General features: G+C 37.7%; 23 protein-coding genes. 14 read left to right on the top strand and 9 right to left on the bottom strand.

Annotated elements, in window-relative coordinates; translation table 11 throughout:
* Positions 1–70: 70 nt before the first annotated feature.
* Both RQ359_RS07725 and RQ359_RS07720 read right to left on the bottom strand, forming a co-directional pair.
* Positions 71–670 carry a DUF5591 domain-containing protein gene (locus RQ359_RS07725; protein ID WP_054838283.1) on the bottom strand — a complete coding sequence of 200 codons (600 nt, stop codon included), beginning with the start codon at positions 668–670 and terminating at the stop codon, positions 71–73.
* Positions 642–1,526, bottom strand: coding sequence for a tRNA guanosine transglycosylase family protein (locus tag RQ359_RS07720; RefSeq protein ID WP_156017024.1), 885 nt, complete (start codon positions 1,524–1,526; stop codon positions 642–644). The genes RQ359_RS07725 and RQ359_RS07720 overlap by 29 nt, the downstream gene beginning before the upstream one ends.
* A 197-nt stretch (positions 1,527–1,723) precedes the next feature.
* On the opposite strand from RQ359_RS07720, the gene RQ359_RS07715 reads away from it, so the two are divergent.
* The 9 genes from RQ359_RS07715 (at position 1,724) to RQ359_RS07675 (ending at position 9,392) form a co-directional block, all read left to right on the top strand.
* Entirely contained in the window at positions 1,724–2,401 is a 678-nt protein-coding gene (locus RQ359_RS07715; RefSeq protein WP_156017026.1) for a hypothetical protein, read from the top strand.
* Between the two features lie 100 nt (positions 2,402–2,501).
* On the top strand, positions 2,502–4,397 hold the full coding sequence (locus RQ359_RS07710) for a thioredoxin domain-containing protein (RefSeq protein ID WP_156017028.1): 1,896 nt from the start codon (positions 2,502–2,504) through the stop codon (positions 4,395–4,397).
* Positions 4,398–4,409: 12 nt separating this feature from the next.
* Complete coding sequence (locus tag RQ359_RS07705; RefSeq protein WP_156017030.1) at positions 4,410–5,132, top strand: SDR family NAD(P)-dependent oxidoreductase; 723 nt, start codon at positions 4,410–4,412, stop codon at positions 5,130–5,132.
* Entirely contained in the window at positions 5,129–5,767 is a 639-nt protein-coding gene (locus RQ359_RS07700; protein ID WP_054838285.1) for a thiaminase II/PqqC family protein, read from the top strand. Before RQ359_RS07705 ends, RQ359_RS07700 begins: the two co-directional genes overlap by 4 nt.
* A 5-nt stretch (positions 5,768–5,772) precedes the next feature.
* Positions 5,773–6,420, top strand: a complete 648-nt coding sequence (locus RQ359_RS07695) for a hypothetical protein (protein ID WP_156017032.1) — start codon at positions 5,773–5,775, stop codon at positions 6,418–6,420.
* A gap of 143 nt (positions 6,421–6,563) precedes the next feature.
* Positions 6,564–7,283 (top strand): hypothetical protein, encoded by a 720-nt coding sequence (locus tag RQ359_RS07690; RefSeq protein ID WP_156017034.1) that lies wholly within the window; start codon positions 6,564–6,566, stop codon positions 7,281–7,283.
* The gene (locus tag RQ359_RS07685; protein WP_457921156.1) at positions 7,283–8,332 is read left to right on the top strand and encodes a glycosyltransferase; all 1,050 of its coding nucleotides are present in this window, start codon (positions 7,283–7,285) and stop codon (positions 8,330–8,332) included. The genes RQ359_RS07690 and RQ359_RS07685 overlap by 1 nt, the downstream gene beginning before the upstream one ends.
* 101 nt (positions 8,333–8,433) lie before the next feature.
* Positions 8,434–8,823, top strand: a complete 390-nt coding sequence (locus RQ359_RS07680) for a cupin domain-containing protein (protein ID WP_054838288.1) — start codon at positions 8,434–8,436, stop codon at positions 8,821–8,823.
* Positions 8,824–8,825: 2 nt separating this feature from the next.
* Positions 8,826–9,392 carry a hypothetical protein gene (locus RQ359_RS07675; RefSeq protein WP_054838289.1) on the top strand — a complete coding sequence of 189 codons (567 nt, stop codon included), beginning with the start codon at positions 8,826–8,828 and terminating at the stop codon, positions 9,390–9,392.
* Here RQ359_RS07675 and RQ359_RS07670 read toward each other — a convergent pair.
* Positions 9,369–9,785, bottom strand: a complete 417-nt coding sequence (locus RQ359_RS07670; RefSeq protein ID WP_156017036.1) for a hypothetical protein — start codon at positions 9,783–9,785, stop codon at positions 9,369–9,371. The genes RQ359_RS07675 and RQ359_RS07670 overlap by 24 nt on opposite strands.
* A 74-nt stretch (positions 9,786–9,859) precedes the next feature.
* Between RQ359_RS07670 and RQ359_RS07665 the strand changes: the two genes are divergently transcribed.
* Entirely contained in the window at positions 9,860–10,915 is a 1,056-nt protein-coding gene (locus RQ359_RS07665; protein ID WP_054838291.1) for a TIGR04084 family radical SAM/SPASM domain-containing protein, read from the top strand.
* 79 nt (positions 10,916–10,994) lie between these two features.
* A complete protein-coding gene (locus RQ359_RS07660) occupies positions 10,995–11,687 on the top strand; it encodes a hypothetical protein (RefSeq protein WP_054838292.1) in 693 nt (230 codons plus the stop codon).
* On the opposite strand, the gene RQ359_RS07655 is transcribed toward RQ359_RS07660, so the two are convergent.
* A complete protein-coding gene (locus RQ359_RS07655; RefSeq protein ID WP_156017976.1) occupies positions 11,658–12,014 on the bottom strand; it encodes a ferritin family protein in 357 nt (118 codons plus the stop codon). The two genes, RQ359_RS07660 and RQ359_RS07655, sit on opposite strands and share 30 nt — an antisense overlap.
* Positions 12,015–12,050: 36 nt before the next feature.
* Complete coding sequence (locus RQ359_RS07650) at positions 12,051–14,414, bottom strand: M1 family metallopeptidase (RefSeq protein WP_156017038.1); 2,364 nt, start codon at positions 14,412–14,414, stop codon at positions 12,051–12,053.
* A gap of 198 nt (positions 14,415–14,612) precedes the next feature.
* On the opposite strand from RQ359_RS07650, the gene RQ359_RS07645 reads away from it, so the two are divergent.
* Complete coding sequence (locus RQ359_RS07645; protein ID WP_457921155.1) at positions 14,613–17,930, top strand: S53 family peptidase; 3,318 nt, start codon at positions 14,613–14,615, stop codon at positions 17,928–17,930.
* Between the two features lie 44 nt (positions 17,931–17,974).
* Here the strand turns inward: RQ359_RS07645 and RQ359_RS07640 are convergent, their stop codons facing one another.
* On the bottom strand, positions 17,975–18,325 hold the full coding sequence (locus RQ359_RS07640) for a hypothetical protein (protein WP_054838329.1): 351 nt from the start codon (positions 18,323–18,325) through the stop codon (positions 17,975–17,977).
* A 118-nt stretch (positions 18,326–18,443) separates the two neighbouring features.
* On the opposite strand from RQ359_RS07640, the gene RQ359_RS07635 reads away from it, so the two are divergent.
* Both RQ359_RS07635 and RQ359_RS07630 read left to right on the top strand, forming a co-directional pair.
* Positions 18,444–19,349, top strand: a complete 906-nt coding sequence (locus RQ359_RS07635) for a (Fe-S)-binding protein (RefSeq protein ID WP_054838296.1) — start codon at positions 18,444–18,446, stop codon at positions 19,347–19,349.
* A complete protein-coding gene (locus RQ359_RS07630) occupies positions 19,342–20,472 on the top strand; it encodes an LUD domain-containing protein (protein ID WP_054838330.1) in 1,131 nt (376 codons plus the stop codon). The genes RQ359_RS07635 and RQ359_RS07630 overlap by 8 nt, the downstream gene beginning before the upstream one ends.
* Here RQ359_RS07630 and RQ359_RS07625 read toward each other — a convergent pair.
* The 3 genes from RQ359_RS07625 to RQ359_RS07615 form a co-directional block, all read right to left on the bottom strand.
* Positions 20,463–21,266, bottom strand: a complete 804-nt coding sequence (locus RQ359_RS07625; RefSeq protein WP_054838297.1) for a hypothetical protein — start codon at positions 21,264–21,266, stop codon at positions 20,463–20,465. The genes RQ359_RS07630 and RQ359_RS07625 overlap by 10 nt on opposite strands.
* Positions 21,267–21,300: 34 nt before the next feature.
* A complete protein-coding gene (gene asd / locus RQ359_RS07620) occupies positions 21,301–22,371 on the bottom strand; it encodes an aspartate-semialdehyde dehydrogenase (RefSeq protein WP_054838331.1) in 1,071 nt (356 codons plus the stop codon).
* Between the two features lie 153 nt (positions 22,372–22,524).
* Entirely contained in the window at positions 22,525–23,064 is a 540-nt protein-coding gene (locus RQ359_RS07615; protein WP_054838298.1) for a hypothetical protein, read from the bottom strand.
* Between the last annotated feature and the right edge of the window lie 26 nt (positions 23,065–23,090).

Here is a 23,090-nt window from a genome sequence, read left to right as displayed (position 1 = left end):
AAAACATTCTGTCATCTATTTAAAATTTTTATAAAATAAATCTACCAAATGGAAGCTATCTAATTACTCTTCAATGATCTGTCCGAATTATTCCCTTATTTTTCCCTTCACTTATGAGGCTGAATATTGCGGTATGTATGGACTTGAAGGCTAGCTTATCATACTTAAATAAGGAGAAATTAGCTACTTCAGAAGACAATGACCTAGATACAATACTGTAGTGATGCTTGGGAAGCACACCTACTATAACATCATGCGTTTCGATTATTTTATGTAAAGGTTGCCTTAACAAGTCTATGAATTCTTCCTTCTCCTCTTTGGACATTACCTTTGGGGAATATTCATACGAATTAAATGGATAACAATCCTCGAATTCCCTTGGAACTAAAAGCATGGGCTCAGACACGGAATAGACTTGTATAAAGTCTTCAACACCTGCCTTCTTTATTATGGAATATGCTAGCCTATGTGTTGCAGATCTATTGTAAGGCTTAATGGAAGTACAAGGCAGCAGCAGAGCCAATGGTCTATTAGATTTATAATTACTTAAGAAGAATTGATGCCACTTCTCCACCATTGGATGTTTGAAAAGGTCTAGCCCGTCTCTTTTATGAATAGGTTCAAATGAATTAACATGTAGTTCAGAGTAAAGTTCTTGACAATTTATCACACTCTTCACCGATTTTAGCTTCTAATTCATTAAATGTTAGGTCTGCCTCTTGTACCTTTTTATTTTCATATGAAGAATTGATGAGAACCCATGCATTAATCATGCTTCGAGTTTTCCAGTGTGTTAGATCCGGCTTGAAGGGGAAATAGGTTGAGTCGAGAAAAGAGTAAAGAGTTTCAAGTTCCTCTTCAGACGCCCTTTTTACTCTCCATACTATTTTCCTCTCTCCAACGTACCTTTCTCCTTTTCCTGGTATGATTATCATTCCGTGTATAGCCTTTATTCTGTAAGTCGACGTATCTACACTTTCTGCATCATGAAATACCTTTCTCATATAAGGTGATCCTGCACCCAAAACATGTATCCACCTAGATTCCAAAGACTTTCTAATGAACTTATAGATATGTTTTACAAGGGAGCGACTTCCCTTCTGACCCATTGTAGGCGGAACTATTCCACCGTAGGCTATCTTCCTTACTCCATAGGATTTATAGAAATCTATGGCCTTCTTTAGATCTTCCAACTTGTATGCGTGGACAACGGGGATAATTTCCTTGCTATCTAGTTTATGATATAAATATTCAAAGTTGCTGAAATTCTCCTTTGGTACTGACGAACACGGAGAAACTGGCTTATCCAAGCTCATGAAAACGTTAGCATTAAGATAAAGGTACTTCTTATATACAGCCTCAAGGTTTAGGGATAAACCTCTCATTAGTATTTGGTAACCTCCTGAATCAACCCACGTTTCATTATTCCAAGGTATTTTTTCCCAAGATAATTGATTTATCATGACTGGGATTCCAAGATCCCATATCGGTAGTCGTAAATCTGGAATTCCGAGGATTATCTTCATTCAACTAATGAAATGGTAATACTGATTATATGTTATACCAAGATAATACACATAAACAGTCAGGTAAACAACCCCTCATCACTTATCAGGTAAGGTTGGGTTCTCCATCGTATATTCATTAGCGAAAACGTATTTAAGGTTAAGAATTTGGATCACTTACGGTAATCTGACAGCGTTCAAAATTTCCTATCCTCATCATGGCTAAATGGTTTCTACTGCTCTCAGTAATCGTTGCTCTATCTATGTTTCATAATGTTATTGCAGATTCGAACTTAAGTAATGTAAATTTTACCCTATATAACGGCTCGAGCATCACGATTTCATATTACAATAATGTTGTCGTAATATCCCACAACACCTCAATTAACATACCAGTTGGTTCTGTGGTGACAGTACAAGCGTTAAGTACTACTGAAAGCCCATGTATAGAGGTCAACGGAATTAAGAGTCAGGGAACTGCTACCTTCACTGTAAATGGAGGTCAAAGTTATAACGTAACAGTGACCTTGAGACCTATCATGGTATCGCTCAAAGTGATTTATAGGGGTATGGGTAACGTTTCAATAACGTTTCAGAACGGATCTATCATAAAAGTGAAGAACGGAAGTACAATTATATTGCCAGACTTCTCTCTCATAAAGCTGAACGCAGATCCTAAGTCTGGATATGTATCAAACTGGTCGAACGGATTCGAATCTAACGAAATATGGTGTTTTATATCTCAGAATGAGACCCTAACTCTAGATTTCAAGAAAGATCCATCAACGGGATTTAGTGGAGGATCCAATTTATTAATTAATGCTGCTCTGGGTCTGCTTTTGTTAGGGATATACCTATTGCAAAGGTATGAGAAAAGGAAATCTGAAGACATATAATCAAAAATGTAATATAATATTATAAATTTATTTTCATATTATTTCGTAAAACTTGAACTATTAATGAAACATCTTTTATGTTTTAAAACTGAATCTTCATATGGTTAACAACTTATCTAAAGCTAAAAGCGCCTTTTTGAGGGAAGCTGCTGAGCAACCGATAATTTGGAGGGAATGGTCTCCTCAAGTTTTAGAGGAAGCTAAACGTGAAGATAAGCCAATCCTCATAGACGTTGGTGCAGTTTGGTGTCATTGGTGCCACGTTATGGATAGGGAGACTTATTCAAACGAAGGCGTGGCCAGGCTTGTCAATGAAGATTTCATTCCGGTAAAGGTAGATAGGGACGAGATGCCAGATTTAGATAGGGAACTTCAGAATGCAGTTTTTGCAATTACTGGAGAAAGCGGATGGCCGCTAACTGTGTTCATGACACCCTCAGGCAAGGTCTTCTTCGGAGGTACATATTTTCCTCCAGATGATATGTATGGTAGAATTGGGTTCAAAAGATTATTAAAAAACATAGCAGAGGTTTGGAAAAATAAAAGGGATGAGATTGAGAGATCGGCTTTCGATCCATCCACAATCAGTTTTGGAGGGGAAAATCTAGAGTTATCTGATACTATTATTCAAATTATAGGAGAGTACGATCTAGAATATGGAGGACTGGGCAACTCTTCTAAGTTTCCTCATCCTTTAGTTGATACCTTAATGTTAGATTACACTGCAATTTCCGGAGATGATGTGGGAAAGAAGGTTAGCTTGTTTACAGCTAAGAAGATGTATAACGGTGCAATCTTCGATCAAGTTGGAGGAGGTTATCATAGGTATACCGTAGATAGAGAATGGAAAATTCCTCATTTTGAAAAATTGTTAATAGATAACGCAGAAATCATGTTATCTCTTGTTAAGCTCTATGAGGCGACTAACGACGTGGACGTTAAAGACGCGTTGGAGAGAACTTACGCTTTCGTGAAGAGAGAGATGGACATGGGAGAGACCTTTGCCAATAGCCTAGATGCTGATAGTGACGGAATAGAAGGCTATTATTATACTTGGACTTTAGAGGAAATGGAAAGGTGCCTAGCCGAAGATTTTGATTTAGGAAAGAAGATATTTGGAATCTCGAAATCTGAGGAAGTAGAGGGAAGGAAAATTCTACTGCGAGATTTAGAGAACGAAAAATTGATTCAGATTATGGGAAAAGATAAAGCTCTATCTAAGCTGAATTCTATAAGGGAAAAACTGCTGGAGTGTAGAAAAGAGCGTAATCCGCCATTTAAGGATATAAACGACTACACTCATCCCAACGCTAGAATGTCTGAAGCTATGCTATATACTTCAACTTTATTGGGAAATTCCTATGATTTACCGTTGAAGATTTTAAGGAAAGTAAGATCTTCTCCTCACAGAAGGATAACTGGAAATGAGGAACCCTCACTTGAGGACATGGCATCAGTAGCACTAGCAGACATATCAGCATTTGAAATTTCATCAGAACGAGAATTTCTTGACTATGCCAGAGATATATCTTCAGCGATCAGAGAGAAAATTAGGAGCTCTAAACCCTATCCTTTAGATTCTCCCAACGAGAGTTCTGCATCGCTTATATCAAGGCTAATTGCTAAAATGTCTATTTTAGAAGGAGCGGATCTCAAGACTGAGGAAGTGAAGTTCGCAGGTTCCCCATCATTTTACGCTGGCTTGATAGATACGAACTTCATATTACAAAAGGGAGCTTTATCTCATGTGGTAATCGTTGATGAAGGAGATAGTTTAGCGGATCAGCTTCATAGGGTAGCACTACTTTCATTCTATCCATTGAAAATAGTGGAGAGAGTTCTTGATTCTGAAAGGGACCATTTACCGTCATATGTGAGGGCAATGTTTGACGTTAAGAGAGGATCCAGCAGAGCGTTTGTGTGTATAGGAAAATCCTGCAGTCAACCAGTTACAGATCAAGCATCAATTAAACAGCTCCTTAAAACTAAGCTTTAAGGTAATTTAATTATGGGGGAACTTTTACTTGAAAGAAGAGTAGGGGTAATTGGTGTAAGTGAAGGACTAGGGTACGCATTGGCGTATTTTCTACTGAAAGACGGTGCTCATGTCATAATAAATTCAAGAAATGCTAGTAAATTGGAAAAGATTAAGAATACACTTGCTAAATATGGTAAAATAGAAACGTTTGTTGGCTCAATGGATAACGAAAAAGAAATTGAAGATTTCTTTCAAGAATGTAAGAAATCATTAGGAGGAATTGATGATCTAGTGATTACAATAGGAGGTTATGTTGAGGATAACATATACGACCCTAAGGGACTTGATCTAATGATAAATTCTCAGATTAAAACTCCTATTAAAATAATATCAAGTGGAGTCAAGTTTCTTCATGAGGGTTCTACCATAATGATGGTTTCCGCCATGAGAGGGATAAGGAATGCACTACCTAATCAGCTATCCTATGGCATAGCTAAAGCCGGGGTAGCGAAGGCTGTAGAAGTTATTGCTTCTTCACTATTGGATAAGGGAATAAGAGTTATAGGAATAGCACCGAGCGTAATTGATGGAAACTTTCAGGTAGGTAGAAATTGGAAATCCATGAGGAAGCTAGGAGATTGGAAAGCGCCTCCAGAAGACTTCGCTAGCGTAATGTCGCTCTTGCTTAGCGAAAGAGCTAGTTGGATAAACGGAGTAGTTATCCCAGTAGATGGAGGTGCGTTCTTGAAATGAAATCGGATAACTTTTCACATCTTAAAGACAAATACAAAGAAATTTGGGATAGTTACGTTAACCATAAGTTCGTAAATGAACTAAGGGAAGGAACGTTAAGCAAGGAATCATTCAAGTATTATCTCATACAGGATTCTAAATACGTAAAGGAAATGATGAAGGCTTTAGCTAGGGCAGCAGGCAACTCCATAGATGATAAGGTTAATACATTTCTCATGAAAATCCTTAGTTCCAAGGATAGAGGAAGGGAGGTTCATGAAAAGTTAATCAAGAGTATAGGGATAACTGAAACCGAAATAGAAGACTCTAGATTTTCATTAGTTAACTTTGCCTACACTAGGCATCTTCTATTGTCATCTAGAACTTGGGAGGAGTTCGTCTTTGCTTGGACACCATGTATGGTTGGATATTACGAAATAGGAAATATTGCTAAAGATACGAAAATAGAATTATATAGAGAATGGGCTTCCTTCTATGCCTCTGCAGAGTACGGAGAAAGGGTTAAACTGATAATAGATGAGTTAAACTCTATAAAACTTAATGATTATTTAGAGTCATTATTTCAGAATAGCGTAATATTGGAAACGCTCTTCTGGGATTCTGCCCTGAAAATGGATCCTACTCTCTTTAGGTGAATTGCTTGTCATGGGTTACCGAAACTAGCTTTTCATTTTATTGTGACGGAAAGACTTTAATTTTCAATTGTAATACCGGCAAGTTTATCTTAGAAATTAAAAAAAATGATGATAAAATGTCAGTTTTTCTGTTCTCTAATGGTATAAGGGTTACGTTTGACGGTTATAGGCTATTTGATATGCATAATTTAAAGGTTACTAAAGGTGAGGAAAGTAAACAAGAACTTACAAGGCTGCTTCAGGATGCTTCATCGGATATAAACGAAGGAATATCTGTAGTTGGAAATTACTATGGAGTTCCGGTTAAGTTAGTTAAGAAACTTGTAGACGACTTTACGGGGAGTTGTAACGTAGAACCAGAAAGGTACTTAGGCTTCGATATAAGGCAGGTTAAAATATCCTTTGGTAAGGAGTTTTCCAAGGAATCTGCAACTTTCGAAAGTAAAACCTATGCAGAGATAGAAATAGGTAAGGACGGGTGTCTAAAGGCTAAAGTCTACTTCGACGGATCTAAATCTTCTTTCATGACATCTGATGATTGCCAAAATTTCATAGAAGATAAGGACGAGTTCCTCATTAAACTTAGGAGTCTAAATGTACTATTAGAGGAATACAGTGACATAGTTAAGTCTTTAGAAAAATGGGTAGAGTAAGCCTAAAGAAATAAGAATTAATAAAATTATAATGTTATTAATGATTAGGAATATTTATCTACTTTTTTATATAATTTAAATTGCTTTATAGTCTATCCAAAGTTTAGCCGAAACGATTTAAGGGACGCAGTCATATTATAGTTATGTCGGCGTCAAAGGATTTCTACATTAACTTACTAAAGAGCGAAAATTTATATGATAGGTTAGATGGATGGAACAAAATAGATTATTTAATTGATAACGGCATATTAACAAAGAAGGAAATAGAATCCCTCTTGGGAAACTTTGAGTTTCTTCTTTATAATGAAGATGAGACAGTTGCACTCCACGCATTTAAGCTATTAGATAAATTAATACATTATGGAATACTTGAAATAAATGAGAGACTTAGAAATAGAATTGTAGAACTAGTGACGAAGCCCCAATTGGATAACTGGTGGGTAGGAGAAGAAATGATATCTAAGGGAATTCTTAATCCTTCCGATTTGAGCGACAAGTTAGACTTGTTCTTTAATTTCCTAAGATTGCAGAACGCTGATCAGATAGACGCATGGGCCTTAGCAAGGAATCTAGTTAAAGATGATGTAATAGAGAAGTCCTTGTTGAAACCTTATGTAAAGAATATTCTAGTCTTGTTAAAATCTGACGACATGCACTTGAGATTCAACTCTTGGTTGACTGCTTCAGATTTGGTGAAAGATGGAATAGCTAATCCAGAGGACTTTTTGGAAGTCAGGGAATACCTAGTGCAATTACTTAAGAGCGATTACTTCGACGACTTAAGCAAAATTTATGAAAAATACGCTAGCGACTTTCTTGATATTATGACCAAACTCGGAATACTTAATAGCAGTGAAAACTGATGCTGTTAACTTATTTACTAACTTTTCTAACAATTTTAGCTATAATTACAGATATGCTCATATTTATGCAAATTTTAAAGGAAAAGGAATTAAAATTTAATGAAATAAACATGACTCCAAGGGCATCTGTAATAGTTCCAGTTAGAGGAATTGATGAATGTATGGAGGAAAATGTAAAGTCTCTGCTTCAACAGGATTATCCAGACTATCAAGTAGTTTACGTAGTAGATCCGGATTCTGAACCTAATCTAGTGGAAAAATTGAAAAAAATAGGTGTTAAAGTTATAATCTCAAACTATAGGTGCGAACTTTGCAGCGGGAAGATCAGAGCTCAATTATCTGGTTTGGCGTCCAGCGATGGAGAAGTGATAGTCTTCGCAGATTCCGATACTCGCTACGATAAACTTTGGTTGAGGAAGATGGTTTCTGCTCTAGACAAATTTGACGCAACCACAACATATCCATGGCCTAAGCCAACACATCTTTCAATAAAGAATTTAGTTAGAGCTGGATTCTGGACTTTAGGATTCGAATCTCAATTCTCTGAAAAGAATAGGTTTTTGTGGGGAGGTTCGATGGCATTTAAAAGAGATTTAATACTCAGAGCTGAAGTCATGGACGAGCTGTCAAGAGAATGGTGTGACGATTGCACAATGACAAGAATAATTAAAAGGAAAGGTGGAAGGATAGGTTTTCTAATGGACGCGATGCCTCTAAACATTTACGACGAAAAGGATCTTATAAGGTGGTCCTCAAGACAACTGATTACAATACGAAAGTATTCACCAAAGGGTGCAACTGCATATTTACTGGCTGGATTCATATTTCTGATATTTCTAATTCTTTCCCCCGTTGATCCCATTCTCATAACACCGTATTTATTTTGGATAATTAAGAATATAATTAGAGGAAGAAAATATGGGAAGTTATCTATAATTCCTTCCTTAATGACTTTATTTGCGATTCAGTATGCATTATTTCTATTAATATACAATTGGAACAAGAGGGAAGTAGTTTGGAGGGGAAAAAGATATATTCTAAGGAATTAAGGAGAGTACGAATGATGACGTTCTACCCATTTGATTTAATGAAATGGGCGTTGGCAGATTCTGAATCTTTTTAAGTAATGTATGTTTAGAGATTAGTAGCCATGGATTTCTTCAAAGGCGAAGTTAATTCAGTGAAGTCTGATCTAGTGAAGATAGGGCAGAGCAAAGATACCTTCATACAATGGCTTGTGACTAAGGATCAAGGGTGTGAAAGTTATGCCCTTAGAAGGTTTACTATGAAACCTGATGGTATAATATCATGCCATAATCATAAGTACGTAGAGACCTTATTCATATTGCAAGGTAAGGTCAAGGTTAAAGTGGCAGATGAAAGCTATATGTTAGAACCAGGAAACTTCATTTTTATAAATAAGTTTGTCCCGCACGAACTTGTAAATGTAGGTAAAGACGATGTAATTTTCCTCTGTATAATCTCTTACGAGGATGATATGAACATAAAGATTGCAGAAAAATGCGGAAGAGGTTCTTAAAAATGATAAATAGACAGTCATCTCAAAATATAACTATTGAAATATACTTTAACCCATACGCTTTTCATGAAAGTATAACAAAGTATCAGATAGAAAACGATGGAGACTGGATTAAGACTAAGAATGGTTATATGATGAGGGAGTTTGGAAATTATGCTATTTTGATATATCCTATTTTATCTCAAGATAACGATATAGTTATGTCTCTTTCAGAGAAGTTAGATAATCTTGATAGATTTAGAGAATCTCTAATGAAGCCAGGTAACTTCAAGGACTCTATAACTTTACATGTGACTGAAAATGAGATCACCACTTCCCTAGACCTAGATCTACAGGAAATTGTAGGGTTATCGTTAGTTAACGATGTAATCTCCCAGAAGGGAGTGCGCTTTAAGGAAAACGAAGATTTGACTTATGTTTCCGTCTCTATTAAGAGACCATTAACGAGTAATAGCCTAAGCGAATATTTCTCTAAGATAGCTTATGCATTAAAGCTATACTATAAAATAAGGGAAGAGCAGGAAGACATAGCACTTAAGACTTCTTTACAATTTGTTAATTTTCTTTAATAGAGAAGCTATTATCCCAACTACTAAGAGAAGTATACCTATACTCATCGACATATATTCATAAGCTATGTAAGGAGGGATAACTATTTCCTGTTCCTGTATGTCTTGAGTATATGAATAGTTATTTGCAACTACTACCGCAGTAGCTGATGCAACTTTTTCCGTCTTTAGGTCAAACACAGGGCCTCCATAATAGGTTACGTTTAGAGGGTTGGTGAACTTTATGTTAATCAAGGTGCTACTACCTAACGTTGTGCTATAAGTGGAATAAGGCGATATAGTTACATTCTGAGTGAAGATATAAGAGCTAAGAGTAAAGTCACTTATCATTATAGTAATCAATATTACCATCAAGCCAACGATTGCAATTAGTTTGGGGGATATGGACTTCAATCCTAATTATTGTTAATACCTTTGCTAACATATAAGCATATCTTTTTTAATGGGAAATATTTTGGGTCAATGCGATGCTTTGGTTAGTAATGACTACGGGCAAATGTAATCTTATCTGTGATTATTGTGGAGGTTCATTTCCTAAGGACGTGGTATCTTGGCAAAGCAAGTACAATGTTTTGCAACTCAAGCAAGTAATTGAAAAGAATGATAAATCACCTACTATAATATTTTACGGTGGAGAACCATTGATGAACCCAAAGTTTATAATGAAGGTAATGGATACAGTGAGAGCGTCCAGATGGGGTATACAAACTAACGGAACTGCAGTTAGATTGCTTCCAGAAAGTTATTGGAAAAGGATGAACGTAGCCTTGCTTTCTGTTGATGGAAGAGAAGATATAACGGACAAGCATAGAGGAAAAGGTGTCTTCAGAGCTGTAATAAAGAACGCTGAATATTTGAAATCGATGGGCATAGAAACAATAGCGAGAATGGCAGTTACTAAGGATTCAGATATCTATGAAGAGGTAATGCATTTAATAAATCTGAGAGTTTTCGATAAGATTCACTGGCAACTTAATGTAATATGGTCTGAAAGGTGGGATTTTGAGAACTGGGCTGAGAATTCTTATCTCCCTGGTCTAACTAAATTAATGGACTTCTTTATGGAGAATCTGAAGGAGGGTAAGGTAGTTAAAATAATACCATTTCTGGGAGTTATTAGCGCTCACTTCACTGGTGGTTATAGGGGTTCTCCTTGCGGAGCAGGATACTCTTCAATTACCGTGACTCCAGAGGGAAGAATTCTCTCCTGCCCCATAGCAGTGAGGGAGAAATGGGCAGAGTTAGGAAGTGTTAATGGTTTCAGGCTATTGGAGGATCCTCTGCCTGACTACTGTAAGTCTTGTGATTTAAATAAATATTGTGGAGGGAGATGTTTATATGCATCTAACGAAAGATATTGGGGCGATGATGGTTTCCAAGTTGTAGATTCTGTAAATAAGCGATACTTAAGACTAGTTATATCCAAAATTCCTGAAATAGAGAAACTAATAGAGGGCGGAGTGTTAAGCAAAGAGGATTTGATTTACGATCCAGTTCAGGATTCTACAGAAGTTATTCCTTAGCGATGTGAATTAGCGTCTAAACTCAAGGTTTTATGGTGGAAACGTTTAATTGAAGCCATAGATTACTAATAAGATTGTAATGGTTGTTGTGGAATCTTCCAAGGAAATATATAGCAATCTCTTATCTGCAATAAATAAAGCCTCGTCCAAAGTCTTGGTCGTTACGGAAAAACTCGACCAAGATGTGGCAGAGGCCTTACTTTCCAGAGCTGCTAGCGGAATTGACATCAAGTTGATCACCTCGGATAATGTTTGGTCAAAGTGGCTAGCCAATTCTAAGCTATCCTATAGGATAGGTGATGAAAAGAAGATACAAGAAGAACTTAACGAGCTGGAACATCAGATTACCCTGTTCTCCAGACTTCCAATTATTGTAGCAGTTATTCTCTACGCTGTATCATTTGTGCTTTTTCTCAAATATGGTTCTATATTTCTTCTGTTTTCATTGGTTATATCAACTTTGATTACAATTATAATCTTTTATTATATAAAATCTAAGAGATTAAAGGAGATGTATAATCAATATAACATTAGTAAAGAAAACCTGAATAACTTCCAAGAGCAATCAAAAGCCTTTAGAAACGAGATATCTAAAAGATTAGAAATAAATGAAAGTAAAGATATAGGTTTTACTATAATTTGTTGTGATTCAGATTGCTTCATAACTTCAATGCCATTAATTAGACAAAGGGAAGAGCAATATCATTTCTTCGATAGAGTAAATTACGGTGATGTAGTGGTTCTACTGTCTCAAATTCCTATAGCTCATTGAAAGATGCTTGAGCTCGTCATTTAATATCTCCTTAATTTTTTCCTCATTTCTAAACCTTTCCTTGTAGAAATTTATTGCACCCTGCTCAGCTTTTCTGTTTACATATCTGACCGCTCTTTCCCCGACGAATGAAAAGAGTAAACCTAACATGAATAAGGATATAAAAACGGGAATTTCCAGGAAGGAAGTCCTAAACTCCTTGAAGTATTTCCAGTGTTCCTTCTCTTCTAGATATGCCTCTTGAAATGCCTTGTATCTTATGCTGAAACCTTTCGCTAAACCGCTTGCGCCAGCTTCACCTAGTAAGGCTAACAAGTACTTGTCCATGTTGGTCATGGAATATTAGAAGTTTAAAAAATGGTTTTAAGCCAATTTTGATAGAGCGTGCAGCATTTCTATACCAGCCTTAATACCCCTTTCGGCTTCCTTTATTTGTTTCATCTGGAAGAAGTTTGTTACTTCATCCTCAATGCCTATACCTAATAACGGTAATGAATCAGAGAGCACTCTTCCGAATATCCCTGTTCCCTTATATATTTCCCTTATTTTATCTATGTTAAGCTTCAACCAAGTCCATACTGCTATTCTTGAATATGGATTTGAGGAAGCTCTAGTTAGTATTCTCACTATGTCTTGCTTCTTAATCTCACCTGTGTAAAAGAGTCCTAAAGTGAGGGAAACTAGGAAATCCTTCTTGAAGCTGAGCATTGAGTTTATGATCCTTAATTTCTCTTCGTCTAAGTTGGATTTTCTTAATTTGTCCAGCAAATTAATGAATGAGTCTTCTTCCCCAGTTACTGCGTATGCAATTGCAACGGGCTGTTTAATGTCACCATCAAGTTTGTCATAATCGTCAAATAATTTGGCTAATCCTAAGGAAAATCCCTCGTCCGCTATAGCTAGAGTCGACGCTACGTTAGAGTACGCCATCTTCTCTAATCTGCCCTTAGGCTTGCTCCAAAGCTTAATGGTTTCCCTTAATGTGTCCCTTACAAGGTCTCCGTATTTTGACGGACTAATAGCGAAGAGAATTCTCATTTGATCCGCAATCTCGTTGGAAACTAGCGTCGACTTCTGTCTGGCTGAATAAGCTAGGACCTTCTTGTAAGTCTCAAGATCTATCTTTCCAGCTATTAAAAAGTGGAAATAGTCGTTTAGTAATCCCCATTTTTCCATGCTAGATTTTTCAGTCCTTAGAGCCAAATCTAGATCCTCATAAAGAACCCTATAGAACCCTGTCTTGTCAACATTAGCAATCAATTGGCTCGGATAGGCGTTAAGTTCCTTTTCTAGGGTTCTCTCACGCATTAGGACTGACTCATTATTTCCGTTTAATCTATAAGTTATTGGAATTGCATATGTTTTCTCGTCATTTTTCCCATTTAAAAGAAAGCGATCTTGTCTTAAAGCTAGCCTGAACTTTCCTTGATTTCTAATTAACTGAACTACAACAAGCGGGTAACCTTCCTGTTTTATCCAGCTATCCATGATTGGTTTAAGGTTCTCCCCAGATGCCTCTGAGAGTGAATCCCATAGATCGTTTCCAGTAGCGTTGGAGAAAGAGAACTTCTTCAAGTATTTGGAGATCCCTTCCCTAAACTTTTCTTGTCCCAAATAAGCCTCTATCATCCTTAGAACGCTGGCACCTTTACCGTAGCTTATGTCATCAAACATCTGCTCAATATCCGATTCTGACTCTACGTGGGCTTCTATAGGATGTGTGGTAGTTAGGGAATCCTTCATGAGAGCTGGTGCAGTTTCCCCTGTAAGAAACGATTCCCACATTTTCCATTCTGGGAAGGTCTCATTTACTGCTTTATGACTCATGAATGTTGCAAAGCTTTCGTTAAGCCAAAGGTCATCCCACCACTTCATTGTAACTAGGTCGCCAAACCACTGATGGGCCAACTCGTGAGCTACAACCTCCGATACTCTTATCTTTTGTTGAGTGCTTGAGTTATCATCAGCAAGCAGCGCAGTCTCTCTAAAGGTAATTGCACCCCAGTTCTCCATTGCCCCAAAGGCGAACTCCGGAACCGTAATTAAATGTTCCTTAGGTAGCTGGTACTTTATGTCAAAGTATTTTTCATAGAACTCAATGGTTTTTCTTGCCACTTCTATTGCAAATTTTCCTTTACATGACTTTCCTGGCAAGGTAGCAACTATTATTTTAGGCTGTCTGGAGTTATCCTCTATTTCCTCAAAATTACCTATTCCTAGATAAAGGAGATAAGTTGACATCCTGGGAGTCTCATCGAATGAGTATAGTACCTTATCTTCCACGTAGCTCACTTTAGCTTCCATGTTAGAGATTACCTTAAGTCCCTTGTCAACCTTCACATCTAACTTGAATACAGCCTTATATTCGGGTTTATCTACGCATGGTATGAACTCTCTAGCATGTGTAGCCTCAAATTGCGTTGAAATGATGTATTTATCGTCACCGTCATATCTAGCCTTATAAATACCAGTTAGCTGAGTAGTTTCTACTTCCTTGGAGAACCATATTTCCAACGTTTTCTTATTTTCGTTGACTCCATCTATTTTGAGTACCTTTCCGTCGTATTGAAATTTAGTCTCAGCGCCATTCATTTTAACCCTTTGGATCTCAAAGTTCATAGCATCGAGCTTCACATCTTGGGTTTCCAATAAAATTTTTTCATATCCATTGTATTTTAGGTTTTTAAAATCAAAATCTAAACTTATATCGTACCTTTCTATTTTCATGAGATCACTTCTTACGATTAAGTAATAAATCTAAATTTGATTGTAGCATGTTTTCCTTGTTCATTGGCATCAAGGTCCTTTCAAAGCTAAACCAATTATTTATGTCAAGATATTTTGTAATTGTTGATAAAAAGTCAAAAAATGATATTTAAGTAGTATAACGAATAGTCTTTAAATGACCACATCTTAAGGAAAAATATGCCGTTATCGAAAGTGATCACTTTAGTATTTATAGCGATTCTAATGAGTGAGGCCGGGTTAGTAGCTTCATCGTTCTCGGTTCCTTTACTACAGAAAAATCTTGATTCTAACATTCTATCTGATGCAAAAACAATAAATGGTAATTCATACGTTACATTATCTATAGTATTCCAACCCAAGAACTTAGCCTTGCTACAAATGATGGTTGAAAATCATACAATAGTTAACAAGACCCAAATGATGAGATTGTTTATTCCTTCATCTGAGATTTCGAATGCAGTCGCCTATCTTAAACAGAAAGGTCTTTCAGTTGAAAGTTATCTAAATGTCATTACAGTTTCTGGTAAAGCCAGCGAGGTAGAGGACGCATTACACGGAAAGATAGTCGAGTCGTCCTTTCATGGTATTAACTACTATCAATTCTTAGGTAATTCTCCTTTCAGTAACGCTATAATTACAGGGACTAACATAACCGAGGCTTATTTATCTAAGCCTGATACACTTTATAATGCAACACAGCTTGTAGCTTATCAGCAAATTTCGCCCAAAGAAATATACAAAGCCTATAACATAACGTACTTGTTGTCCAGAGGTATAGAGGGCAACGGAACTGCAATAGGAATTTTAGATTTTTATGGAGATCCCTATATAAGTTCTCAATTACAGTCATTTGACTCCAAGTATAATATACCAAATCCTCCGTCGTTCAATATCGTTCCAATAGGTCCTTATGATCCGCAAGCTGGAATAAGCAGTGGTTGGGCGCTTGAAATATCCCTTGATGTAGAATATTCGCACTTAGTTGCGCCCGAAGCTAGCATTTACCTTTATGTAGCCAACCCCGATTTACCTCTTCCTTCCATTTTAGCCAGTATCGTGAATAGCGATCAAGTTAATGTTGTTTCTGAGAGCTTTGGAATTCCTGAGATAGACGTGCTTATAGGTGCAATTCCTCTCAGTTATATTCAGAGTCTAATATATGAGTACTGGTTGGGTGAAGTTGAAGGTATAACTTTCCTTGCAGCTGCAGGAGATGCTGGAGGAACCGGATATAACTATTTCTTATCTCCACAAGGTTCACTGTTGTTCCCTGCATCAATTCCTTACGTTTTATCTGTTGGAGGAACTACGCTTTACGTATCTGGCAACACTTCAGTTCAAACTGCGTGGAGCGGAGAGAGCATTTTTGGCGCAACAACATCTGGAATTAGCTCCATATTTCCTTCACCTGTATATCAAGGGTTATACGGATTTACAAAGGTTCCCGACGTGGCAGCCCTTGCTAACCCTTACACTGGAGTACCAGTCCTTTACTATTATAACATTACGGAACTAATAGGCGGAACTTCTGTAGCTACACCTCTAACTGCTGGTATGATAGACTTGATGACTCAAGCTTACGGTAAGCTAGGTTACGTTAATACGTTACTTTACTCTCTAAATGACACGAATTCGTTCACCAAGGTTAACTTCGGCTATGATACTCCTTACTCGGTAAATGATTTCAACATAGATGGTCTAGGTTACATAAATGCAGGCAATCTATATCAAAACCTACCTTCAGTTCTGCATCAGAAGGAAATTCAAGTCGCTACATATAACTCAACCTACGGAGATGGACAAGAAGTAACAGTTGTTGTCAAGCCTAACTTTCCAGTGAAAAATATGCTGGGAGAAGTTTATAACGGTTCTAATGTGACTCGTTTCTTTACTCTGCACTTCAATGGAACGTATTGGGTAGGTCACTTCAACGCTTCTGGTTCTGGAGTGCAGGAGATAGTTGTAGGCTCAGAAGGAGTTTATGGATTTTCCTATATTACAGTGGGTTATCAAGCAGTGTTTATCTCACCAGAACTAGCTATTTATCCCGAGCCTGAGGACGTCCCAGTTATAGTGGAATTAACCGACGCCAATGGATCCTTGGTGACGCCATATAACTCTGTAAACGTCAATATTTACAAGTATTCGCCTGAGACTAACTCAGTGTCCACTGTTACATCCGTTACTGCTTCCATATCCCCCATTTTCAATATTACTATATTTGGTCAAGTCTTTCAATTAAATACATCGTATTATCTAGGTTACTATAACTTCAGCGATCAGAAGTACATAGGAGGAATTTATGAAGCTAAGGTCAACAACGCTTTCGGAATTGACGAATTCGTAGAAGGAATATACGTTGTCCCAGCCGTCATTCCTGCTGTTGCAACTGAACCACTAGTGATCTCCCCTGGCCAAAATGTGACCTTAGATGTAGCTGAGGAGTCCTTAGGCATGCCCAATATTACTATATCTTTCGTTAAGGAAGGAAAGGTTGAATATTCAGCATCAGTTAATGTAATTACATATGGAGCTAATTCATATTACCTAGCACAAGTTAAAGTGCCAGACATACCTTCTGGCTACTATACGATTATAGCTAACGCAACTTATTCCTCAATTAACTACACAGCCACTGGCATAGGTACGACGCAAATATATGTAGCCCCTCAAAGCTTGGTAACTTCGGTTTCAATATCTCCATCCGGGGTCTTGTACGAGAATCAGACGGCTCATATTATGACCGAGATTAACTACTTCAACGGTTCACCCGTTAAGTACGGTACGTTTGACGCTGTGTTAGTACCAAACTTCTTGTTGAATAATATAGGACAAGGTCAGGTGGTGGTTCAACTTAACTACGACCATGGTAAATGGGTGGGCAACTTCACAGTCCCAGAGGACGCGTTCGGCAGCTCTCAGTTTGGTTCTTCAGGTTACTGGAACGTATACGTCGAGGGAACATCGTTTAACGGATTCCCCACCTTCTCTCCATCTTATCTTAACGTGAGCTCTCTGGAGATATTGCCTTCAGCTGTAAACACGAGAATCTATGTTTTACCTTACGTTTACATAAAGAACTTCGACGGTAATTTTGCAGCCTACTCATACGTCCAAAACGCCAACATAGTTGACCATAACGCTACTATAATTAATAGCGTGATAAACAACTTGATTGTAAAGAACGGCACGGTCACTTTAATTAATTCCACCGTTTTGCATCTAACTCAGGAAGTTAATGGCAGTGTAGAAAGGCTTGGTATTACAAATATTAAGGTAACAAACATAACTGCCATAGGTAAATCAAATTCTCCGTCTAAATATCAAGAGAACGTTTCGATGACCCAGAATACTTCAAGTACTAGCCCAATATCCTTGACTCAGAATAACACTAATAGCAAGGTTACATTGCAATTCTCGACATTAATTGCCTTGATGGTTATTCTAGCAATAGTTATATTTATAGCCCTGCTTACTAGGAGAAAGTTCTCATAAATTCAAGTCATTTTTCAACTTTTTAAATAATATTCAATTTTTATTTACTTTACTGAGGTTATTATTCCCATCCATCCTCCTTGTTCATACGTTACGTTCATGAACTGAACTTGTATTGTTATTTTCTTATTAGAAACCTTTGTCTTAATTTTAACGTCGTATTCGAAATAGTAAATATCCCCTTCAATTTCAGTTTTAGCCTTTTCAGGGAACTCAATTTCGTATCCATACTGCGATGCTATTTCTTCTAATTTCACTGTAAGCTTTGCTATAATATCCTTTATAGTTGAACCATAAAAAGGCTCAAACGTTATAGCTTTCAATTCCTTCTTAAAAGCTAGAATACTCTCGTTAACTCTTTTCTTCTGTGTAAGCTTTCTTGTTTTCTGAGTCACGATTAACATCTCTCAATTTCTGGCTTATAAGGGGATATGCGTATGATTTCCTATATAATCCAAGGTAAGTAATTGTAACAATTTAATGTTACTGGCTGGGAAGGTTCTTTATTAGAACATGTTGTATATAGTATCTCTTATGGATAAATCGCTGAAGGAAGCTCTAATGAAAGTAATGATGAGCGATTTCACTCCTTTTCCTTTAGATAAGTCCATATGTACTGGTTGGGCTACGAATGAGCCTAGGGGAGGAAGAACCATACTATACACAGGTTGTATGTATCAAGTTGCACCGCTATCAGCCATTTTCGATAGATTTATACCAATACTTTCAAAGAATAGGCTCTTCTATGCTTCGCTTTTAAACTTAGCAAAGAAATTCCATCCTGATAAGGCAGCCTTAGATAGGTCATATAAAATACTAAGAAGTATATCTTCTCTTCTGAAAAAGAATGGAATTAACTTCGGCTACATGTATGAGGGCGAACCGTATAGTGGAGCGTTTCTGCTAGAGTTGGGCATGTTGTCGGACTTCGAAAGGTATGCTACTCTAGTAAGAGAAAAATTTAAGCAACAAGGGGTCAAGAGAATTATTACCACAGATCCTCACTCTCACAATGCACTTTCTAGGTATTCGGAGTTCATTACATTTGACATAGATGTAGTAAACTACATGGAACTCTTGAGGGAAGTGGGAATTGGGAAGAAGGGCGATTTCGTAATACATGACTCATGCTTATATTCAAGGTTTCTAAATAAGAGAGAAGTGTATAGGGAACTTCTGAAGAAGGCTGGGGTTTCCTTCAAGGAAGATTATATGGTAACATCCAAGGAAAATTCCCTCTGTTGTGGTGGTCCTCTCTCACCCATCGACGAGAGGGTCAGTAAAAGAATAGGAGAATATAGGGCAAATCAATTAAAGAAAGTTTCAGAAAAGGTGATTGTACAGTGTCCTTTCTGTTACGTTAATTTATCGCCCTACGTTGAGGCATACGATATAGCTGAGGTGATTGACAGTGAATGAAATATGGAATATAGCAATAGATAGAGCGGTAAACAACAACGTCCCCAGAGTAAGGTCAATTCTAGAGTCTTATCCTTATATTAACGACGCAAGGAAAAAACTTAGACAAGGCAAGACCGAGGTAATCAAAGATATCTCCAAGTACGTCGAGCTTACAATAGAATCAGTGAAACGAAACGGAGGAAACGCATACTTTGCCAGGGACGCTAAGGAAGTGAGGGAAATTGTTGATAAAATAGTTGGAGATAATCAAAGAATTGTAATGGGTAAGTCAATGGTGGCATACGAATGTGGAGTTAGGGATCATTTAATAGAGAGAGGAAAGGACGTGTGGGAAACTGACTTAGGGGAATTTCTAATACAGCTCTCAAACGAACCACCTTCACATATAATAGCTCCAGCAATTCACATGACTAAAGAGCAAGCGTCTAAGGTTGTACGTAAAGTTAATCCTGATTCTAAAGCAGAATCACACGAGGAAATAGCCGTTGAAGCGAGGAAATTTCTTAGGGAAAAGTTCATTAATGCTCAGGTTGGCATAACTGGAGCAAATGCCATAGCTGCAGATACTGGGTCCGTACTCTTAATCGAGAATGAGGGTAATATAAGAATGACCACCATCCTTCCAGAGAAGCATATAGCTATTGCTGGCGTGGAAAAGATTCTTCCCACACTTGAACATGCCTTCCTAGAAGTGATGGTTCAATCGGCATACGCTGGGTTGTATCCTCCAACTTACGTTAATTTAACTTCAGGACCTAGTTCCACAGGAGACATTGAAATGAAGAGGGTTTCTCCAGCACACGGTCCTAAAGAGTTCAACCTTATTCTGGTGGATAACGGAAGGATAGAAGTTTCAAAGGATCCCACAATATGGGAGTCACTTCTTTGTATAAGATGCGGAAGATGTCATTTCCATTGCCCGGTTTATAGGGTCTTAGGCAGTACTTGGGGAGACCCGCCGTTTACGGGTCCTATGGGTGCCATGTGGTCATACGTCTCATATAAGGATGCCACGCCTTCGACTTACTGCGTTCATTCTGGAGGCTGTAGGGAAGTCTGCCCCATGGATATAAACATACCCAAGGTTTTAGAGAAGTTGAAATCTTTAAGTCAGAAGTAGTTTATCTGAGAGTTTATTTCGTCTTTAATTTTTCTCATCGCCTCAGCGAAGTCATCCGAACCGTCTTTCACGTTCATAACTGCGCTGTGTCCTTCCTTGATCAGCATTTTAAGACCGTTTCTTATCCCGTACTTCATTACTAGCTTATCGAATTCGTTGGTTGCCACGCTTCCTGCTACGACTACTGTAAGGAAGTCCAATAATGAAAGCAAGTTGTCAGGTTCCTTTGAAAGCGAGATTGCCTTAAGGGAAGTTTCCCTGCTTAGGTTTTTAGCCCATGGATACTTTTCCCTCAATTTTTGCATAGCATCACTGTCGTATATAGCATCTGAGATTATTTGTAAATAATTCATTTCTTTTTCTTCATTTCTTTTCGCTAATAGATCCGGTATCAATCCAGAGGCATCTATCATGACTGAGGTTCTCGTGGGGTAATCCGATATCCCTTGATCTTCCGCTATTTCCTTTATTGTACTAAAAACGCTGTTCACCTCTTCCTCTATAAGCGACATTGACAAGGATTCTCCTGATAAAGAAGAGCTCATTCCTATTATAGAGAATACATCGCTGAATACCAGCATTTCGAAAGCTTCGTTGTAGCGAGGTCTTGCCAAAAGCGGAAAGTCCTTTATTATCTTTTTTGTGTAACCATTAGGCCAATATCTTAGCTTAACTATCATGGGCGGCTTTGCATAGTAAAGTCTCGTGAAATATCCTCCATTGCAGATTCTATAAACTTTAGTTGCAACCTCCTTGGAAACAGAGATCTTCTTTATTAGCTTAAAATAGTCCATCTCTACAAGAAAGAGTAAAAAGAAGACAAAAAGATTACTTAGGTAGGTATCCTTTCTCAGTTAGTAATTCAGCAGTTAGTACGCCTCCTCCTGCTGCTCCTCTTACGGTGTTATGTATAAGCGAGACGTACCTAATCGTCTTCTTGTTTACTTGCGATATTCTTCCAACTACTATGCTCATTCCAGGTGGATTTCCTGCCCATCTATCGAAGTACACTTGAGGCCTATTATCCTTATTAGTTAATAATATTGGTTTATCTGGTGCTGAAGGTAACTTCAGGTCTTGAGGTTCTCCCTTGAACTCCTCCATTGCCTCTTTGACTTTTTCTGCGCTGGTCTCTTCCTTAAATGTTACATACGCTACCTCGTAATGCCCTTGTATTGTGGCTATTCTATGCGTAGTAGCCGATAAGCTGACCTCCTTTATGTGAGGCTCTTGAACGTTCCTCTTCGTCTCGCTTAGTAACCTATACACCTCCTTTACGGTCTTCGCGTCGTATGCATCTCCTAGAGGTAAGATGTTATCCACGATATCTAATGAGGGAATTCCGGGATAACCTGCACCAGAGAGTGACTGTATTGTAGTGACGAAAGCACCCTCCATTTTAAAGTTCATGAATATTGGAGCTAATGGTATTGCGGCTCCTTGTGCTGTGCATAGAGGTGTGGTAACTATAAATCCCTTCCAATCCCTCCTCTTTCTCTGTTCATCAATTAAAGTTACAGTGTGCGAATTTATTTCTGGTACCATCATAGGAACGTCTGGGTCAAACCTATGATCGGGAGAATTGCTTATTACCGGGAAGCCTTGTTTTGCGAACTCTTCTTCCACTGGCCCGGCTGCCCCTGCCGGTAAAGGAGAGAAGATTAAATCAACGTCATCCATTAGCTTTGGGTCTGTCGGTTTCACTTCCATGTCTGCAATTTCCTTCGGAATCTGACCTACTGTTTGCCACCTTGTTATTTCGCCGTACGGTTTACCTACGGATCCCTTTCCAGCTAAGTACGCTGGCTTAATGTATGGGTGCTGTGATAATATTCTAGCGTATTCTATTCCAACTAAACCTGTTGCACCTAAAATTGCGGCTTTAAGAACTCTTCTCATAAGTCTCTCCATATACTACTTTAAATTCAGGGATATAAACTTGTTTTAACAATATAAGTGACTGGCTTTATACCCATTTTTATTACTATAAATATGGAAACCATTATATTAGTCTTTTTAGATTAAATATAAATAATAATAAATTATATTCTTTTAAATCCCTAAACTAGTTTCAAGGTTAATAAATGCGGCTTCAACATATCCGCTTATTAAAAGTGTTAGCCCTACTCCTATTATGATGAAAGCGTAATCCCTAAGTATTGACTTGTTAAGGTTTCCCTTTGTAATTGCACGACCTAGTATGAAACTTTCTCCCATCATGACCGAATAACATATGAACTCAAACCAGAAAAAGGGTAAGAACGCTTCATTGGAAGCTAAAAGCACTCCAGGTACTTTGTTCATAGCTCCTAAGGATGCGAAGGCGTATGCAGTGTCTCCTAGAACAAAGAGTCCCCAAGCTAAGCCTACGAACGGAATTGACATACCGAGTGCAAGAAGGAAATTGTGCATTCCTATGTAAGCTCCTGAAACTAAGTAGTTGCTGGAAGGAGATGGCACCTCAGATTGTAGCTGATTTGAGATGCTCTTGCCTAATAAAGAAGAGCCAGGTAATGCAGAAATTACAGTTGTTAATGCAATGTTAATTATTAGCATGTATAGAAAGATCTTCGGGTCAGTATTCCGATCCATAGTATGTTATTTATTTGCTTAAAATA

Origin of the sequence: Sulfuracidifex metallicus DSM 6482 = JCM 9184 (assembly GCA_032834875.1) — an archaeon.
In the GTDB taxonomy this organism is placed as follows: domain Archaea; phylum Thermoproteota; class Thermoprotei_A; order Sulfolobales; family Sulfolobaceae; genus Sulfuracidifex; species Sulfuracidifex metallicus.
Note: the sequence above shows the minus strand (reverse complement) of the source record. Positions and strands in the feature narration are given on the sequence as shown.

Excerpts from the sequence above, each read along its gene's own strand:
- RQ359_RS07690 (WP_156017034.1), top strand. The coding sequence starts at position 6,564 with ATGTCGGCGTCAAAGGATTTCTACATTAACTTACTAAAGAGCGAAAAT.
- RQ359_RS07615 (WP_054838298.1), bottom strand. The coding sequence starts at position 23,064 with ATGGATCGGAATACTGACCCGAAGATCTTTCTATACATGCTAATAATT.
- asd (WP_054838331.1), bottom strand. The coding sequence starts at position 22,371 with ATGAGAAGAGTTCTTAAAGCCGCAATTTTAGGTGCAACAGGTTTAGTT.
- RQ359_RS07700 (WP_054838285.1), top strand. The coding sequence starts at position 5,129 with ATGAAATCGGATAACTTTTCACATCTTAAAGACAAATACAAAGAAATT.
- RQ359_RS07625 (WP_054838297.1), bottom strand. The coding sequence starts at position 21,266 with ATGGACTATTTTAAGCTAATAAAGAAGATCTCTGTTTCCAAGGAGGTT.
- RQ359_RS07645 (WP_457921155.1), top strand. The coding sequence starts at position 14,613 with ATGCCGTTATCGAAAGTGATCACTTTAGTATTTATAGCGATTCTAATG.
- RQ359_RS07685 (WP_457921156.1), top strand. The coding sequence starts at position 7,283 with ATGCTGTTAACTTATTTACTAACTTTTCTAACAATTTTAGCTATAATT.
- RQ359_RS07715 (WP_156017026.1), top strand. The coding sequence starts at position 1,724 with ATGGCTAAATGGTTTCTACTGCTCTCAGTAATCGTTGCTCTATCTATG.
- RQ359_RS07720 (WP_156017024.1), bottom strand. The coding sequence starts at position 1,526 with ATGAAGATAATCCTCGGAATTCCAGATTTACGACTACCGATATGGGAT.
- RQ359_RS07710 (WP_156017028.1), top strand. The coding sequence starts at position 2,502 with ATGGTTAACAACTTATCTAAAGCTAAAAGCGCCTTTTTGAGGGAAGCT.
- RQ359_RS07675 (WP_054838289.1), top strand. The coding sequence starts at position 8,826 with ATGATAAATAGACAGTCATCTCAAAATATAACTATTGAAATATACTTT.
- RQ359_RS07635 (WP_054838296.1), top strand. The coding sequence starts at position 18,444 with ATGTTGTATATAGTATCTCTTATGGATAAATCGCTGAAGGAAGCTCTA.
- RQ359_RS07650 (WP_156017038.1), bottom strand. The coding sequence starts at position 14,414 with ATGAAAATAGAAAGGTACGATATAAGTTTAGATTTTGATTTTAAAAAC.
- RQ359_RS07660 (WP_054838292.1), top strand. The coding sequence starts at position 10,995 with ATGGTTGTTGTGGAATCTTCCAAGGAAATATATAGCAATCTCTTATCT.
- RQ359_RS07665 (WP_054838291.1), top strand. The coding sequence starts at position 9,860 with ATGCTTTGGTTAGTAATGACTACGGGCAAATGTAATCTTATCTGTGAT.
- RQ359_RS07680 (WP_054838288.1), top strand. The coding sequence starts at position 8,434 with ATGGATTTCTTCAAAGGCGAAGTTAATTCAGTGAAGTCTGATCTAGTG.
- RQ359_RS07655 (WP_156017976.1), bottom strand. The coding sequence starts at position 12,014 with ATGGACAAGTACTTGTTAGCCTTACTAGGTGAAGCTGGCGCAAGCGGT.
- RQ359_RS07705 (WP_156017030.1), top strand. The coding sequence starts at position 4,410 with ATGGGGGAACTTTTACTTGAAAGAAGAGTAGGGGTAATTGGTGTAAGT.